14 protein-coding genes are annotated in these 15373 nt (G+C 67.9%); 5 read left to right on the top strand and 9 right to left on the bottom strand.

Going from position 1 to position 15373, the window contains the following annotated elements; all coding sequences use genetic code 11:
* Positions 1–18: 18 nt before the first annotated feature.
* The 4 genes from B7P44_RS26600 to B7P44_RS26585 form a co-directional block, all read right to left on the bottom strand.
* Positions 19–357 (bottom strand): putative periplasmic lipoprotein, encoded by a 339-nt coding sequence (locus B7P44_RS26600; RefSeq protein WP_084908898.1) that lies wholly within the window; start codon positions 355–357, stop codon positions 19–21.
* A 188-nt stretch (positions 358–545) separates the two neighbouring features.
* Complete coding sequence (locus B7P44_RS26595; protein WP_084908897.1) at positions 546–875, bottom strand: hypothetical protein; 330 nt, start codon at positions 873–875, stop codon at positions 546–548.
* A 135-nt stretch (positions 876–1010) separates the two neighbouring features.
* Positions 1011–1928: a bestrophin family protein gene (locus B7P44_RS26590; protein ID WP_084908896.1), complete on the bottom strand. Its 918-nt coding sequence runs from the start codon at positions 1926–1928 to the stop codon at positions 1011–1013.
* 13 nt (positions 1929–1941) lie between these two features.
* A complete protein-coding gene (locus tag B7P44_RS26585) occupies positions 1942–4275 on the bottom strand; it encodes an FdhF/YdeP family oxidoreductase (RefSeq protein WP_084908895.1) in 2334 nt (777 codons plus the stop codon).
* Between the two features lie 158 nt (positions 4276–4433).
* On the opposite strand from B7P44_RS26585, the gene B7P44_RS26580 reads away from it, so the two are divergent.
* Together B7P44_RS26580 and B7P44_RS26575 are read left to right on the top strand one after the other, a co-directional pair.
* Positions 4434–5855: an aminotransferase-like domain-containing protein gene (locus B7P44_RS26580; RefSeq protein ID WP_084908894.1), complete on the top strand. Its 1422-nt coding sequence runs from the start codon at positions 4434–4436 to the stop codon at positions 5853–5855.
* 59 nt (positions 5856–5914) lie between these two features.
* A complete protein-coding gene (locus B7P44_RS26575; RefSeq protein WP_133117917.1) occupies positions 5915–6403 on the top strand; it encodes a hypothetical protein in 489 nt (162 codons plus the stop codon).
* Between the two features lie 42 nt (positions 6404–6445).
* Here the strand turns inward: B7P44_RS26575 and B7P44_RS26570 are convergent, their stop codons facing one another.
* On the bottom strand, positions 6446–7705 hold the full coding sequence (locus B7P44_RS26570; protein WP_084908892.1) for a mechanosensitive ion channel family protein: 1260 nt from the start codon (positions 7703–7705) through the stop codon (positions 6446–6448).
* Between the two features lie 209 nt (positions 7706–7914).
* On the opposite strand from B7P44_RS26570, the gene B7P44_RS26565 reads away from it, so the two are divergent.
* Complete coding sequence (locus B7P44_RS26565; protein WP_084908891.1) at positions 7915–9633, top strand: SulP family inorganic anion transporter; 1719 nt, start codon at positions 7915–7917, stop codon at positions 9631–9633.
* A gap of 15 nt (positions 9634–9648) precedes the next feature.
* Here the strand turns inward: B7P44_RS26565 and B7P44_RS26560 are convergent, their stop codons facing one another.
* Entirely contained in the window at positions 9649–9972 is a 324-nt protein-coding gene (locus B7P44_RS26560; protein WP_084908890.1) for a DNA-binding protein, read from the bottom strand.
* Between the two features lie 642 nt (positions 9973–10614).
* Between B7P44_RS26560 and B7P44_RS26550 the strand changes: the two genes are divergently transcribed.
* Positions 10615–11985, top strand: coding sequence for an MFS transporter (locus tag B7P44_RS26550; protein WP_084908888.1), 1371 nt, complete (start codon positions 10615–10617; stop codon positions 11983–11985).
* 60 nt (positions 11986–12045) lie between these two features.
* Here B7P44_RS26550 and B7P44_RS26545 read toward each other — a convergent pair whose 3' ends face one another.
* Positions 12046–12792: a carbonic anhydrase family protein gene (locus B7P44_RS26545; protein ID WP_084908887.1), complete on the bottom strand. Its 747-nt coding sequence runs from the start codon at positions 12790–12792 to the stop codon at positions 12046–12048.
* Between the two features lie 172 nt (positions 12793–12964).
* Between B7P44_RS26545 and B7P44_RS26540 the strand changes: the two genes are divergently transcribed.
* Positions 12965–13270, top strand: a complete 306-nt coding sequence (locus tag B7P44_RS26540) for a hypothetical protein (RefSeq protein ID WP_059483886.1) — start codon at positions 12965–12967, stop codon at positions 13268–13270.
* Between the two features lie 44 nt (positions 13271–13314).
* Here the strand turns inward: B7P44_RS26540 and B7P44_RS26535 are convergent, their stop codons facing one another.
* Together B7P44_RS26535 and B7P44_RS26530 are read right to left on the bottom strand one after the other, a co-directional pair.
* Complete coding sequence (locus B7P44_RS26535; protein WP_084910041.1) at positions 13315–14775, bottom strand: DHA2 family efflux MFS transporter permease subunit; 1461 nt, start codon at positions 14773–14775, stop codon at positions 13315–13317.
* 13 nt (positions 14776–14788) lie between these two features.
* Entirely contained in the window at positions 14789–15352 is a 564-nt protein-coding gene (locus tag B7P44_RS26530) for a cysteine hydrolase family protein (RefSeq protein ID WP_084908886.1), read from the bottom strand.
* Positions 15353–15373: the final 21 nt, after the last annotated feature.

Raw genomic sequence — 15373 nt, 5'->3', positions numbered from 1 at the left:
GCGCGCGGGCGCGCCGGATCAGATCGCGCAGCGCGCGATCGCGAAGCGCATTGCTTCCTCGGGCGGCTCGCTCGCGGTGCCGCGCACGACCTTGATGACCGAACCGGAGCCGGACGGCGTGAGCGTGACGAAGTACGAACGCGAGCCGACCGTGATGTCGGTCACGCCGCCGTGGTGCGAGCGCTGCACGTCCGACAGCCGGCTGTCGAGGCAGTTGGCGATCGCGTCGGCGGGGCGCTGCGACGACACGTAGATCATCGCCTGCGCGCCGGACTCGGCGGCGGACTCGGAGGTCGGTGCGGAACCGCAGGCGGCGAGCACGGCGGTGGCGGGGAGGAGCAGCAGGAATCGTTTCATGGTGGTCGTCGTGTCTCTCGTGTCGAGGCTGGAACGCGGGGCAGGCGAAACGCGAAGCTTCGCAACGGTTGACGGCGAAGTATACCCGCAGGGTGCGACACGCATTGCGCGCTGAAACGATTCGATACAACAAGCGCCCGCGGCCGCAACGCGGCAGCGGGCGTCCGAAAGTCACCGAGGCGGAGCGCTTATTGGCCGATCTTGTTGCTGACCGCGTTTTCCTGCTGGTTCAGCACGCGCTGTTCCGGCTTGGTGAGATGACCGCCGTTCTGCGCCGCCATGTCCCGCTCTTCCTGGCGGATCTTGCGGTCGTCGCGATGCAGGCGCGCGGCTTGCGTGCGCGACAGCTCGCCTTCCTTCACTTCGTGGTGGATGCGGCGGTTCTGGTTCGCGAGGCGCTGGTTCACCTCTTCGCGGCGCGGGTGCGTCTTCTGCCACGGCGTGTCGGCGAACGCGGTGCCGGTCAGGACCGACATCAGGGTGGCGGCGATCGCGAGGTGGCGGGTGAGGGCTCGCATGGTGTTTTCTCCTGTCGTTGTCGGGCGCAGGAATATCCGGCGCTTGACCCAAGAACGGGGCGTGCGCCACGCGTGTTGACGGCCGGTTTGTATCGTTTGTGAGCGTTTATTACGCGCGCCGCGGCGCGCGTCGGGTCAGGGGAGCCGATAGTGCTTGCCGGGCGTCACTTCGTTCGGCAGCGGTTCGCCGTTCAGTTCCAGCAGCGTGCGCTCGATCTGCCGCGTGATCGCATCGAGCGCGAGATGGTTCGGGCCGGTGCCGAACGGCTCGGCAATCGCATGGGCGATCGCGTCGAGCGCGATCAGCGTGTACGCGACGAACACCGTGACGAACGGCGTGGCCGCGCCGATCGAATCGACGAGCCCGAACGGCAGCAGGATGCAATACGCGTAGATGGTCCGGTGCAGCAGCACGTCGTACGAGAACGGGATCGGCGTCGACGCGATGCGCTCGCAGCCGCTCACCATCGCGACCAGCTCGTCGAGCCGCGCGTCGAGCATCCACAGGCGCGTATCCGCGAGGCGGCCGGCGTCGGCGCGTGCGGCAAGCGTCGTGCGCAACCGATGCAGGATCGCGATCGGGCGGAACTTGAGCGGCTCGACTTGCGCGTAGGTCGCGTCGTCGAGCCGCGGCCGCAGGTCGGCCGCGGGGTCGGTGCCGCGCAGCTGATGCTTGAGCGCGTACACGAACGCGATCAGCGCGCGCACGAACACGCGGCGTTCGTCGTCGGTGTCGAACACGCGGTAGGCCAGCGCCTGCGATTCCAGCGTGCGCGCGGCGGTCAGCACGCCGCCCCACAGATGCCGGGCCTCGCGATAGCGGTCGTAGCTCGCGTTGTTGCGGAACGCCGCGAAGATCGCCAGCGTGAGGCCGATCAGCGTGAACGGCGTCGGGTTCAGCGGCACCTTCTCGCCCATCACGCGCCCGCCGGTCCACAGCGCGACGATGCTGATCGCCAGCGTCAGCGCGAGCTGCGGCAGGATCGTCTGCAGCACCGAGCCGTTCCAGACGAACAGCATCCGCAGCCAGTGCTCGCGGGGGCGGACGATCATCGCGGGTTCTCCTTCAGGCGGCCTGCGCGGCCTGCGCGGCCTGCGCGGCGGCGCGGTGCAGCAGCACCGGCACCGATTTCGACGTCGGCGTGTTGCAGACGTCACCGACGCTGTCGAGCGGCACGAGCGGGTTCGTTTCCGGATAATACGCGCCGATGCAGCCGCGCGGAATATCGTAGGCGACGAGCAGGAAGCCGTCGGCGCGCCGCTCGATGCCGTCGTGCCACACCGTCTCCATGTCGACCCATTCGCCCGCCTTCAGGCCGAGCATCGCCAGATCGTCCGGGTTGACGAACACGACGCGGCGCTGGCCGAACACGCCGCGATAGCGGTCGTCGAGCCCGTAGACGGTCGTGTTGTACTGGTCGTGGGAGCGCGTCGTCATCAGCGTCATCAGGCGCTCGCCGTGCAGCGCGCGGGCGCGCTGGATCGGCGTGTCGGTCGGCAGCGCGTGCGCGATGAAGTTCGCCTTGGCGGTCGGCGTCAGCCACTCGCGGTCGCGCGACGCGACGCGCAGGTGGAAGCCGCCCGGTTTTGCGATGCGCGCGTTGTAGTCGTAGAAGTCGTCGAGGGTCGCCTCGATGGCGTCGCGCACTTTCGCGTAGTCGTCCTTGTAGCCGAGCCAGTCGACCTTGCCGCTGCCGAACAGCGCGTGGCCGATGTGCGCGACGATCGCCGGCTCGGACATCAGGTGCGGCGACGCCGGCTTGTTCATCCCGTACGACACGTGCACCATGCTCATCGAATCCTCGACCGTCACGCCTTGCGGCACGTTGTCCTGCAGGTCGATCTCGGTGCGGCCGAGCGTCGGCAGGATCAGCGCGTCGCGGCCGTGGACCAGGTGGCTGCGGTTCAGCTTGGTCGTGATGTGCACGGTCAGGTCGCAGCGGCGCAGCCCTTCCCAGGTGCGCGGCGTGTCGGGCGTCGCCATCGCGAAGTTGCCGCCGAGGCCGATGAACACCTTCAGGTGGCCTTCGAGCATCGCCTCGATCGTCTCGACGACGTCGTAGCCGTGCCGGCGCGGCGGCTCGAAATCGAACACCTGGCCGAGCCGGTCGAGGAACGCCTGCGACGGTTTTTCCTCGATGCCGACGGTGCGGTTGCCCTGCACGTTCGAATGGCCGCGCACCGGGCACAGGCCCGCGCCGGGGCGGCCGATGTTGCCGCGCATCAGCATCAGGTTGGTCAGCATCTGCACGGTCGCGACCGAATGCTTGTGCTGCGTGAGGCCCATCCCCCACGTCGCGATCACGCGTTCGCTGCGCGCATAGAGCTGCGCGAGGCCGTCGATCTGCTCGTACGGCACGCCGCTCTCGGCAGTGAGCGCCGACCAGCTTTCGTCGCGCAGGTCGGCGGCGAACGCGTCGAAGCCGGCCGTGTGCTCGGCGATGAACGCGGTGTCGAGCACGCGCGCGGTGCCGTTGCGCCGCGCGTCGTCGTCGAGTTCGAGCACGCGCTTCGCGATGCCCTTGATCAGCGCGAAATCGCCGCCGATCGTCGGCTGGATGAACGTCGACGCGATGTTGGTGCCCGACATCGTCAGCATCTCGATCGGGCTTTGCGGATCGGCGAAGCGCTCGAGGCCGCGCTCCTTCAACGGGTTGATCGACACGATCGTCGCGCCGCGCTTCGCGCATTCGCGCAGTTCGCCCATCATCCGCGGGTGGTTGGTCGCCGGGTTCTGCCCGAAGATCAGCAGCGTGTCGGCCAGCTCGAAGTCGTCGAGCGTGACCGTGCCCTTGCCGATGCCGACCGACGGCGGCAGCCCCCGGCTCGTCGCCTCGTGGCACATGTTCGAGCAGTCGGGGAAGTTGTTCGTGCCGTACAGGCGCACCAGCAGCTGATACAGGAACGCCGCCTCGTTGCTCGCGCGGCCGGACGTGTAGAACGCGGCCTGGTTCGGGTCGGGCAGTTCGCGCAGATGGCGGGCGATCAGCTCGAACGCGTCGTCCCACGCGATCGGTACGTAGCGGTCGGTGCGCGCGTCGTAGATCATCGGCTCGGTGAGCCGCCCGTGCTGTTCGAGCTCGTAGTCGGTCTGCTCGAGCAGCGCGGTGACCGTGTGCGCGGCGAAGAATTCCGGCGTCACGCGCTTGCCGGTCGCCTCGGCCGCGACGGCCTTCACGCCGTTCTCGCAGAACTCGAAGGTCGACGCGTGCTTGCGGTCCGGCCATGCACAGCCGGGGCAGTCGAAGCCGTCCGGCTGGTTCTGGCGGAACAGCGTGCGGTAGTTGGCGCCGGAGACCTTTTCCTTGATCAGGTTGATCGTGACGGCCTTCAGCGCCCCCCAGCCGGCGGCGGGATGGGTGTACGGCTCGATGCGTGGGTTGGCGGGCTTCTTTTTCATGATGCGAGTGTCGGGGGGGAAGCGATGGACGCAGGTTACGCGCGGCCCGTCGCCCGCTGCGTGTACACCTTTTCATTCCGAAAAAGAGTACAGTTGCGGCAATCTGACGCAATGCGGTACAGAACTGTACGTGTGAAGGCAATTTGAAAGAAACCTGCGTGAAGCGCTACGACAAACTGGCCGACGATCTCGAGGCGCAGATCGACAACGGCGTCTACCGGCCGGGCGAGCGGATTCCGTCGGTGCGCCAGGCGAGCCGCCAGCACCGGCTCAGCATCACGACCGTGCTGCGCGCGTACCTGGTGCTCGAAAGCCGCGGGCTGATCGAGAGCCGGCCGCAGTCCGGCTATTTCGTGAAGGCGCGCATGGCGCAGGCCGCCGTCGCGGAGCTGCATGCGTCCACGCCCACGGCCGCGCCGTCGTCGGTGGACGTGAGCCGGCTCGTGCTGTCGACGCTGCGCTCGATCTCGCGCGACGACGCCGTGCCGCTCGGTTCGCCGTATCCGGACGCGGCGCAGTTTCCGGTGCAGCGGCTCGCGCGGCACGCGCAGACGATCGCGCGCCGGCGCACGCGTTGGGGCGTGATCGACGACCTGCCGCCCGGCAACCAGGAGCTGATCCGGCAGATCGCGCGGCGCTATCTGGAGAGCGGGATCGCGGTGGAGCGCGACGAGATCATCGTGACGATCGGTGCGACGGAAGCGATCAACCTGTGCCTGCAGGCGGTCGCGAAGCCGGGCGATACGATCGCGGTCGAGTCGCCGACGTTCTACGCGATGCTGCACGCGATCGAGCGGATGGGCATGCGCGCGATCGAGGTGGCGACGCATCCGGGCGACGGGATCGACCTCGATGCGCTCGCGCGGATTCTCGAACGCGAGCCGATCGCCGCATGCATGGTGATGCCGAATTTCCAGAATCCGCTCGGGTTCCAGATGCCGGATGCGCGCAAGCGCGCGCTCGTCGAGCTGCTCGCGAAGCACCGGGTGCCGGCGATCGAGAACGACGTCTATCAGGAGTTGTATTACGGCGACGCACGGCCGAGCGCGCTGAAGTCGTTCGACCGCGACGGGCTCGTGCTGCACTGCGCGTCGTTCTCGAAGAGCCTGTCGCCCGGCTACCGGATCGGCTGGGCGATGCCGGGCCGGTATCGCGATCAGGTCGAGAAGCTGAAATTCCTGAATACGCTCGCGACGCCGGCCACCGAGCAACTGGCGATCGCCGAATACCTGAAGCACGACGGGTACGACTTCCACCTGAGGCGCATCCGCAAGCAGTACGCGCAGCAGGCGAACCTGATGAGCGCGATGGTGCGGCGTTTCTTTCCGGAAGGCACGCGGCTGTCGCAGCCGCAGGGCGGCTACGTGCTGTGGGTCGAGCTGCCGCCCCAGGTCGACGCGATGCGCCTGTACCAGCTGGCGCTCGCGCAGCGGATCACCATCGGGCCCGGGCACATGTTCTCGACCAGCGGCGATTACCGGCACTTCATCCGCCTGAACTACAGCTATCCGTGGTCGGCGCAGATCGAGCACGCGTTGAAGGTGCTCGGGCGGCTGGCGACCGAATGCGCGGGGCGGTGAGCGGAGGGTGCTTGCCGGTCTATCCGGCGGATCGCTTGTTTTGACGGGGAATGCAATTGATGGCACTGCTTCGAAGACGGTGGAAAACGGCGATGCTCGTCGCATGCGTGTTGGCGATCGTGATCGTCGCCGCACGCACGCGGATTCATTTCGGGTATTTCGACGACGACAAGGCCGCGGCGGTTCTGGCCGAGAGCCGGTTCGTCGAGCAATACAACGCGCAGCACTTCGGCGAGATATTCGACGGCGCGACCGATGGGTTCAAGACCGGGGTATCCCGCGAGCAACTCGTCGCCATGCTGAAGTACGGCTTCGATCTTTACGGTCCGCTCATGGGTGACGAGGGCGCTGCGACGACCTGTTTTCCCGAGCAGGTGCGCATGGTCAGATGGTTCAAATCATCGAAGGGAAGCGACCTGACCGTGAAACTGATCTGGCATGTGCCGGACGGCAAGCATGCCAGACTCGCCTGGCTGAACCTGGAAACCGGGCATGCGGCATTCGATCCCGAAATCGTCAAGGCGCACGCGTGCGGATCACGCCCCTGAGGGCGGCCGGCACGTTCGCGCGGATCGAGCCCTCGACGCGTGCTATCCGATGTGCGCCGCCTCGGATGCGGTGCGCGCCGAATCGCCGGGCCCTCGCGAATCGATCATCTGCCGCATGTCGAACCCCGACGGATGCTGGTACACGCGCAGCCCGAACTCCGGCAGCAGCGCGATCAGATGATCGAACAGGTCGGACTGGATCGACTCGTAATCGACCCACGTCGTCGTGTCGGTGAAGCAGTACAGCTCGAGCGGAATGCCTTCGGCGGTCAGCGGCAACTGCCGCGCCATGCAGGTCATGTCGCGGCGGATGCGCGGATGCCGTGCGAGATAGCTCGCCACATATGCACGGAACGTGCCGAGGTTCGTCAGCTGGCGGCGGTTCGCCGGGCATGCGCCGTCCGTGCCGAGCGCGCCGTTCCATTGCGCGAGCGTGTCGACCTTTTCCCCGAGATAGTCCTTCAGCAGCGTCAGGCGTTCGAGCCGCGCGATTTCGCCGGCGTCGAGGAAGCGCACGCTCGTCGCATCGATGGACAGCGCGCGCTTGATGCGGCGCCCGCCGGCCTCGGTCATCCCGCGCCAGTTCTGGTAGCTCTCGTTGATCAGCTTCCAGGTCGGCACCGTGATGATCGTGTGATCGAAGTTCGCGACCTTGACGGTGTTGAGCGTGATGTCGATGACCGTGCCGTCCGCGCCGGCGGACGGCATCGTGATCCAGTCGCCGATCCGCAGCATGTCGTTCGACGACAATTGCACGCCCGCGACGAGGCCGAGCAGCGTGTCCTTGAAGATCAGCATCAGGACTGCCGACATCGCGCCGATTCCCGACAGCAGCAGGCCGATCTGCTTGCCGGTCGCTTCGCCGATCACGACGAGCGCGGCGGTGATGAACATCACGAGCTTGACGAGCTGCATCGCGCCCTTCAGCGACAGGCGCGGCTGGTCGCGCCGGCTCGACCGGTACGTGTGCTCGAGCGCGGACAGCGTCGCGCTGATCGTCATCGTGACGAGGAACGCGATCAGCGCGAACAGCACCTTGTCGACGATCTGCGCGACCGTCGCCGGCACGCCGGGCACCATGCCGAGGCCGAACTTGATCACGAGGAACGGGACGATGCGGGCGAGCCATTTGAACGCGCCGAACTCGAACAGCGCATCGTCGACGCGGGTGGCGGAAAGCCGGGCGAGCCGCGCGACCACGCGGAACAGCAGGAAGTGGACGGCGGCCGCGATCGCGCACGATCCGGCCAGCAGGACGAGGGAGCCGACGAGCGGCGCAAACCAGAGGTCATTCACGGTCATGGGGTGGTGAGGGTTCCTTTCGAAGCGTTGAAGCGTTGATCCGGCGCCGCGTCGCGGCGTGCGCCCGAATTGTAGGGCACCTGAAAGGGACAGCATTATTGCGGCGGGGTTCCTGAGCGGGGCGCGCCGTTGGTTGCGCGCGCACTTGCCAGCCGCCGCCCGCCCGGGGCACGATGCGCAAAAGACTCGACACCGACACGATTTCAAGCATGAGCGATTCAAACGGCAGTTCGTCGTCAGGCGTAAGCCTGCTCAAAGGCATTCTCCCGATCAAGCGCGGCGCGGCGATCCGCGACGTGTTCGGCGGCATCTCGCTCGCATTCATGGATATCCCGCAAGTGCTCGGCTATGCGCGCATCGCGGGGATGCCTGCGGTGACGGGCCTGTACACCGTGTTCCTGCCGCTCGTCGCGTTCGCGATCTTCGGCGCGTCGCGTCACCTGGTGGTCGCCGCCGATTCCGCGACCGCGACCATTTTCGCGAGCCGCGTGTCGGCGATGGCGCCGCTCGGCAGCGCCGAATACGTGACGCTGGCGGGCATGGTCGCACTGCTGACCGCGGCGATGCTGCTGCTCGCGCGCATCTTCAGGCTCGGCTTTCTCGCCGATTTCCTGTCGCGCACCGTGCTGGTCGGCTTCCTGGCCGGCGTCGGCGTGCAGTTGTCGATCGCGATGCTCGGCGACGTGCTCGGCATGGCCGTGCCGGTGCCGTCATCGCGCAGCGTCGCCCAGCTCGAGTACGTCGTCACGCATCTCGCGCGCACGCATCTGCCGACGCTCGCGCTCGCGGCGCTGGTGGTCGGCGCGATACTCGGCTGCAAACGGTTCCTGCCGCGCGTGCCGATGCCGATGATCGCGGTGGCGGGCAGCATCGCGGCGAGCCGGGCGTTCGATTTCTCCGCGCACGGCGTGGCGGTGCTCGGGCCGGTCGCGGGCGGCTTGCCGGCGCTGCGCCTGCCGGCCGTCACGTGGCAGCAGCTGCTCGATCTCGTGCCGGTGGCGGCATCGTGCTTCGTGATGATCATCGCGCAAAGCGCGGCGGCGGCGCGCGTGTTCGCGCAGCAGTATCGCGAGACGGTCGACACCGACGCCGACATCCTCGGGCTCGCCGCGGCGAATGCGGCCGCCGCGTTCAGCGGGACGTTCGTGGTGAACGGCAGCCCGACGCAGACGGCGATGGCCGACGGCGCGGGCACGCGCAGCCAGGTCGGGCAGCTCGCGTTCGCCGCGGTGGTGGTCGTGGTGCTGCTGTTCCTGAGCCCGCTGCTGCAATACCTGCCGCATGGCGTGCTGGCGGGCATCGTCTTCACGATCGCGCTCGGGCTGATCAACGTGCCGAGCCTGCGCGCGATCCGCCGCGAGAGCCCGGGCGAATTCACGCTCGCGCTGGTGACGGCCGCGGCGGTCGTGATGCTCGGCGTCGAGCAGGGCATCCTGTTGGCCGTCGCGCTGTCGCTGATGCGGCATGTGCGGCACAGCTACCGGCCGCATACGATGGTGCTGGAGCCGGTGGCCGGCAACGGGCGGTGGCTGCCCGTGCCGGCCCGGCCGGGCGCGATGACGGCGCCGGGGCTGATCGTCTACCGCTTCGGCTCGGACCTGTTCTACGCGAACGATCACCTGTTCGCCGCGGAAGTCGCCGCGCTCGTCGATGCGGCGCCGGTCGCGCCGCGCTGGTTCATCATCGACGCGGGGGCGATCACCGACGTCGATTATTCGGCGGCGCGCACCGTGAGCGACCTGGTCCGGAGCCTGCGCGCGCGCGGGATCGGCGTGATCTTCGGCCGGGTGAACCGCTACCTGCGCGCGGACATGGAGCGGCACGGGATCGTGGAGATCGTCGGCGCGTCGTGCATCTTCGCGACGCTGCACGAGGCGCTCGCGGCCGCGGGCGTGCAGCCGGACGCGCACGAGCCGGGGAGCCTGTAGCCGCGCGGCGCCGGCTTACTCCGGATATTCGTCGACGATCCTGACGTTCGCGAGCCGGAAGATCGTGCGCAGCGTCTGCGGGTGGATGTCCCGGCGCGCCGCGAGCGACGACAGGATGAAGTCCAGCACCTTCGCATACCTGAGCAGCACGAGGCTGTTCTCGAGATTGGCCTGGCCGTCGCGCATGCGCTCGGCGATCTGCAGCATCTGGGTGGACAGCGCGAGCGCCATGTCGAGCTCCATCCACTGTTTTTCGGTCCAGGCGGGCTTCGGTTGCTCGATCAACCGGTTCAGGAACGCCTGGAATTGCGCGTCTGACTGGTTCGGCAGCGCATCCATGATTGACCCCGTTCAGCGGTTCGGCGGGCGTGTCCGCAGACAGGCCCGGCAGTTTTCACTTATCCGCGCCGATCGGCGGCGCGGCGCTCGTTCTCGTGTCGGACGGGATGCAGATTCCGTACCAGTGCCGCCGGACGCGTGTGCGACGCGTCGCGGCCGGGCGTCGGCACCGGCCGCCGAAGCTTGCCGGCTGGTGGATCGGGCGGCGACGCGGCGCGCATCCCGGCACGGGTCGGCTTCGTGCCGCCGCGGGCGGCATGCCGGGCCAACGGCGAAATCGTTCACGGATGTAACGTAACGGCGGGAACATCGCGCGCGGTTCCTGGTGAGCCGAGGTTGCGCACGCCTGCTTGCCGGACCATTCGCCGCCCCCAGCCTCTTCTGTCATCCGGCCCGGACCGAACACGGGCGGCGCGTTCCGGTTGCGTGCGCGTCGGATGCCGGGCGTCCACGCCTGTCGCAGCAGTGCGGGAAAGGCGGGGAAACGGTTGCGCGGAGCCGCGACTGGACGAGCAAATGGTTTCAGTCCTGAACGCTTTTCTGGCGCCACGCCGGCGACCGCGGCGCCGTGGCGTCCATCCGGAACGCCGTGCAGCAAAAATTGTCTATACATCTATTGCCCTTGTTCCAAGGGGATGCAAAATGGCTGCCATGCAATCCGGGGCAACGCCCCTCTCCGACGAGGAGGCCCGGCGCCAATTGCGCCGCGCGGTCATCGCGAGCACGGTCGGCACCACGATCGAATGGTATGACTTCTTCCTCTACAGCACGGTGACCGGCCTGGTCTTCGCGAAGCTGTACTTCCCCCAATCGCACCCGCTCGTCGGCACGCTGCAGGCGTTCCTGATCTACGCGGTCGGCTTCGTCGCCCGCCCGGTCGGCGCGGCGATCTTCGGCCACTACGGCGACCGCATCGGGCGCAAGGCCACACTGATCGTCACGCTGCTGCTGATGGGGCTTGCCACCTTCGCCGTGGCGTTCGTGCCGACCTATGCGGTGATCGGCATCTGGGGCGCCATCGCGCTCACGGTGCTGCGCTTCATTCAAGGCGTGGGCGTCGGCGGCGAGTGGGGCGGCTCGGTGCTGATGTCGATGGAATGGGCGCGCACCAACGCGCATCGCGGCTTCGTCGCCGCGTGGCCGCAGTTCGGCGTGCCGGCCGGGCTGTTCCTCGCGAATCTCGCCGTGCTGGCGATGAGCTGGATTTCCGGCAGCGCGTTCATCACGTGGGGCTGGCGCGTGCCGTTCCTCCTCAGCATCGTGCTGGTCGCGATCGGTCTCTACATCCGCCTGAACATTCTCGAGACGCCGATCTTCGCGCGGCTCCTGTCCGAGAACCGGATCGAGAAGGCGCCGATGCTCGAGGTGCTGCGTCGCCAGCCGAAGGACATCCTGCTGTCGGCGTTCGCCCGCATGGCCGAGCAGGCGCCGTTCTACATCTTCACGGCCTTCGTGTTCACCTATGGCGTGTCGACGCTCGGCGCGTCGCGCAACCTGCTGCTGATCGCGGTGCTCGCGGCTTCCGTGCTGGAGTTCTTCACGATCCCGCTGTTCGGGCACGTGTCCGACCTGATCGGCCGGCGGAAAATGTACGTGATCGGGGCCGCCGTCGCCGGCGCGTTCGGCTTCCTCTACTTCGCGATGGTCGATACGAAGCACCCCGTGCTGATCTTTGCGGCCATCGTGCTGTCGCTGGTGCCGCATTCGATGATGTACGGTCCGCAGGCCGCGCTGATCGCCGAATCGTTCACCGGGCGGCTGCGCTACAGCGGCGCGTCGATGGGCTACCAGCTCGCGTCGGTCATCGCCGGCGGGCCGGCGCCGCTGATCGCGACCGCGCTGTTCGCCTACTACCACTCGGGCTATGCGATCGCGGCGTACGTGCTGGTGTGCGCGGTGATCAGCGTGATCGCGGCGTCGCGGCTCGGGGATTACACGAACAAGGACATCTCGCGGGAATACGACGACGTGCGCGGCATCGGCGACCACGGGCGTGCGCCGCCGGTGACGTGACATTGCCCGCCGCCGGTCCCGGGCGGCCGCTCGGTGTGAGCGACACTCGCCTCGGTGCGCTCAGCCGAGGAATTCCAGTGCGCCTGTTCCCAGGTTGTACATCGCGCCGACGATCCTGATCGTGCCGGCGGATTCCAGCTCCGCGAGCACCGCACTGTGCCGGCGAATGCCGTCGATGGTCAGTTCGACATTCTTGCGCGCCACTGCGTCCACGAATGCATAGTTCGTCGCGGAACGCTCGCCGTCGTAGCGGGTGGCCTGGACGGCGGGCTTGATCCTGGCCAGCAGCCCGGTGAGGTTGCCCAGCTCGGCATTGGCGATCGCGCCTTTGATGGCGCCGCACGCGGTGTGTCCCATCACGACGACGACCTTCGCGCCGGACAGCTTGCAGGCGAACTCCATGCTGCCGAGGATGTCGCTGTTTTCGACGTTGCCGGCGACGCGGCAGTTGAAGATGTCGCCGATGCCGAGATCCATGATCACTTCCGCCGGCGCGCGCGAGTCGATGCAACTGAGCAGCACGGCCGCGGGGTACTGTCCGCTTGCGCTCGCCTTCTGTTCCCGCAGGTAATTGCGGGCCTTGCGCTCGCCCCGCTGGAAGCGAGCGTTTCCCTGCTTCATGACCTCGATGATCTGGTCCGGCGTCATGCGCTCGCGCTGCGCCTTCGTCAACGCATCGGCGCGTGCCGGCAGCGTCGCGAACGGGCCGGCGGCAAGCCCGCTCAACGACGCGAGGCCGGCGAGCCGGAGAAAGCGCCTTCGGCTCGCGCCGCCGTACTGCTTCGGATAGTCGAAGGTGTCGCACATCGCGTTGTTCCTCTTCTGCGGCGACCGGCATGCGTCGCGAACGATTGCTCCAATATAGGCCGCAGTTGCCGGGGCGCAAGTGAGGCAAACGCGAGCCGGGCGCGCTGGCGCGACGCAAGAAAGCTTCTATGCTTTGAAGACCCCATGCGGGGTTTCAATCACGGAGGTGACCATGCGCATGCTTCTCAACATACGAATTCCCCACGAGCCGTTCAATGGTCTGGTGCGAAACGGCAGCGTCGGCGAAGTGATTGCGCGAATCCTCGAGGAGACCAAACCGGAGGCTGCTTACTTCACCGAGCAGGACGGCACGCGCGGCGCCGTCCTGATCGTCGATCTCGACGACCCGTCACGGATTCCGGCGCTCGCGGAGCCGTGGTTCCTGATGTTCAACGCGGATTGCGAGTTTCGCGTGGTGATGCTCCCGGCCGACCTCGACCGGGCGGGACTCGCGAGCCTCGGATCGAAGTGGAAGTAGCGCAGGGTGCGGGTCGCGTCGGCCCGCACGATGGCTTACGCCGTTCAGCGCGATTCGGCCGGCGCGTGTCCTGCGGCTTGCCGGCCGGCAGCGTCGGACCATAGCGGCAAGCGGAGCGACATCACGAAGGTCGACGCGTGCAGCACGCACAACAGCGCGAACGCCGCTGCATACGCATAGGCAGACGCGCCGGCGTCGCCGGCAGGCGCGGACTGCAGCCGCCACGCGAGAAACAGCGAGCACAGCGTCGTGAACACCGGGCCGCCGAGACGCTGGACGATGTTGAGCGACGTCGTCGCCATCGGCAGGTCGCGCCGGTCGATCGACGCGTATGCCGCGGTAAGCGATGGTGTGCCGACCGCGCTCTGTCCCATGCCGCGCAGGAACAGCGCGGGCATCAGCACGGCCAGGTCGAGCCCGCGACCGGCGAGCCACACGAACGGCAGCGTGGCGAGCAGCGCCAGCAGCGCACCGCCGGCGGACACGCGGCGCACGCCGAACCGGCTCGTCAACGCGCCCATCGACGGATACGTGACCAGCATGCCGAGGCCGAGCGGCGCGAGCAGCCAGCCCATCTCGCCCGGCGATCGTCCGCATGCGTCGATCAGAAACACCGGAATCAGCATCTGGCCGGCGAACAGCGCGCCGTTCGACAGGAACTGCGTGCCGGCGGCGGCGCCGAACACCTTGCCGCGAAACAGCCGCAGGTCGATCAGCGCATGCGCGCCCTTGCGCCGCTGCACCCGGAGAAACGCCGCGAGCAATGCGACCGACGCGGCGATCGCCGCGACGCCGACGCTCAGCCCGATCCGCTCGGCGCCGTACAGGAACAGCACGAGCGCCGGCGACAGCAGTGCGAGACCGAGCCAGTCCAGCGCGCGCCGCTGCGTGTCGTCGCGATCGTTCGGCAGGAAACGCGCGGCGAGCGCGAGCGCCAGCGCACCGACCGGCAGGTTCACGAAAAAGAGCCAGCGCCACGACGCATGCTGCAGGATCGCGCCGGCGATGACCGGCCCGAGGATCGGCGCAATCAGCACCGGCACGGCGGCATAGCCGACGACGCGCGCCATCTGCTTGCCTGCGACGCGCGCGATCATCATCTGCGCCATCGGCGCGAGCAATCCGCCGCTCACGCCCTGCAGCACCCGAAACGCGATGAGCGACGGCGCCGACCACGCGAATGCGCACAGTGCCGACGACAGCGTGAATGCGGAAAAGCACCACAGATAAAGCGCCTTCGCGCCGATGCGGTCGACCAGCCAGCCGTTCAGCGGCAGGACGAGCGTGAGGGCGAGCAGATAGCCGCTCGTCACCCACTGGATCACGGACAGCGGCGCATGCAGGTCCGTCGCGAGGCTGGACAGCGACACGTTGACGATCGTCGCGTCGAGCTGCGCCAGGAGCGAGCCCAGCACCGCGACCGCGCTGACCTTCCAGACCGACGGATCGAGCCGGCCGGCGGCGCGCGCGTGGCGTGGAGCGGATCGCGCGACGCCGTCGTTCATGCCTGTGCCGCGCTCACGCATCGAGCGCGTCGAGCAGTGCGATGACTTCCTGCGTGGACGCCGTCTCGCCGAGCCGCGGAAAGATACGCGCGATGCTGTTCGCGTGCGCTTGCGCATTCAGGTCCGTCATCGCATCGATGGCGAGCGTCACGTTGTAGCCGAGCTCGAACGCCTGGCGCGCGGTGGATTCGACGCCGATGCTCGTCGCGATGCCGACCACCACGACCTGCGTCACGCCGGCCGCCTTCAGGTGCGCGTCGAGACCGGTGCCGGTAAACGCGCCCCAGGTTTTCTTCGTCACCACGTGGTCGCCTGCTTGCCGGTTCAGTTCGGGCACGAACTCGGCCCAGTCGGCCGGGAACGGCTCGGTGCGGGGCGGCAGTTCCGTCCTGCCCGGCGCACCGCCGGTGACATTGACGAGCACGACCGGCAGGCCGCGGCTGCGGAACGCGTCGAGCAGTGCGCGCGAGCGGGCGACCACGTCGCCGGGCGGATGGGCGGTGGGGAGGCCGACGATCCCTTTCTGCAGGTCGATGACGACGAGGGCCGTGTTCGAGTCGAGACGGGTTGTGCTCATGATGGAGGTTCCGTGAGGGGG

It is taken from the genome of Burkholderia ubonensis subsp. mesacidophila (assembly GCF_002097715.1).
In the GTDB taxonomy this organism is placed as follows: Bacteria; Pseudomonadota; Gammaproteobacteria; order Burkholderiales; family Burkholderiaceae; genus Burkholderia; species Burkholderia mesacidophila.
Note: the sequence above shows the minus strand (reverse complement) of the source record. Positions and strands in the feature narration are given on the sequence as shown.

What these genes read in the sequence shown, in the direction of transcription:
- B7P44_RS26575 (WP_133117917.1), top strand. Translation starts at nt 5,915, where the DNA reads ATGGCACTGCTTCGAAGACGGTGGAAAACGGCGATGCTCGTCGCATGC.
- B7P44_RS26535 (WP_084910041.1), bottom strand. Translation starts at nt 14,775, where the DNA reads ATGAACGACGGCGTCGCGCGATCCGCTCCACGCCACGCGCGCGCCGCC.
- B7P44_RS26545 (WP_084908887.1), bottom strand. Translation starts at nt 12,792, where the DNA reads ATGTGCGACACCTTCGACTATCCGAAGCAGTACGGCGGCGCGAGCCGA.
- B7P44_RS26585 (WP_084908895.1), bottom strand. Translation starts at nt 4,275, where the DNA reads ATGAAAAAGAAGCCCGCCAACCCACGCATCGAGCCGTACACCCATCCC.
- B7P44_RS26570 (WP_084908892.1), bottom strand. Translation starts at nt 7,705, where the DNA reads ATGACCGTGAATGACCTCTGGTTTGCGCCGCTCGTCGGCTCCCTCGTC.
- B7P44_RS26530 (WP_084908886.1), bottom strand. Translation starts at nt 15,352, where the DNA reads ATGAGCACAACCCGTCTCGACTCGAACACGGCCCTCGTCGTCATCGAC.
- B7P44_RS26595 (WP_084908897.1), bottom strand. Translation starts at nt 875, where the DNA reads ATGCGAGCCCTCACCCGCCACCTCGCGATCGCCGCCACCCTGATGTCG.
- B7P44_RS26565 (WP_084908891.1), top strand. Translation starts at nt 7,915, where the DNA reads ATGAGCGATTCAAACGGCAGTTCGTCGTCAGGCGTAAGCCTGCTCAAA.
- B7P44_RS26550 (WP_084908888.1), top strand. Translation starts at nt 10,615, where the DNA reads ATGGCTGCCATGCAATCCGGGGCAACGCCCCTCTCCGACGAGGAGGCC.
- B7P44_RS26600 (WP_084908898.1), bottom strand. Translation starts at nt 357, where the DNA reads ATGAAACGATTCCTGCTGCTCCTCCCCGCCACCGCCGTGCTCGCCGCC.
- B7P44_RS26560 (WP_084908890.1), bottom strand. Translation starts at nt 9,972, where the DNA reads ATGGATGCGCTGCCGAACCAGTCAGACGCGCAATTCCAGGCGTTCCTG.
- B7P44_RS26590 (WP_084908896.1), bottom strand. Translation starts at nt 1,928, where the DNA reads ATGATCGTCCGCCCCCGCGAGCACTGGCTGCGGATGCTGTTCGTCTGG.
- B7P44_RS26540 (WP_059483886.1), top strand. Translation starts at nt 12,965, where the DNA reads ATGCGCATGCTTCTCAACATACGAATTCCCCACGAGCCGTTCAATGGT.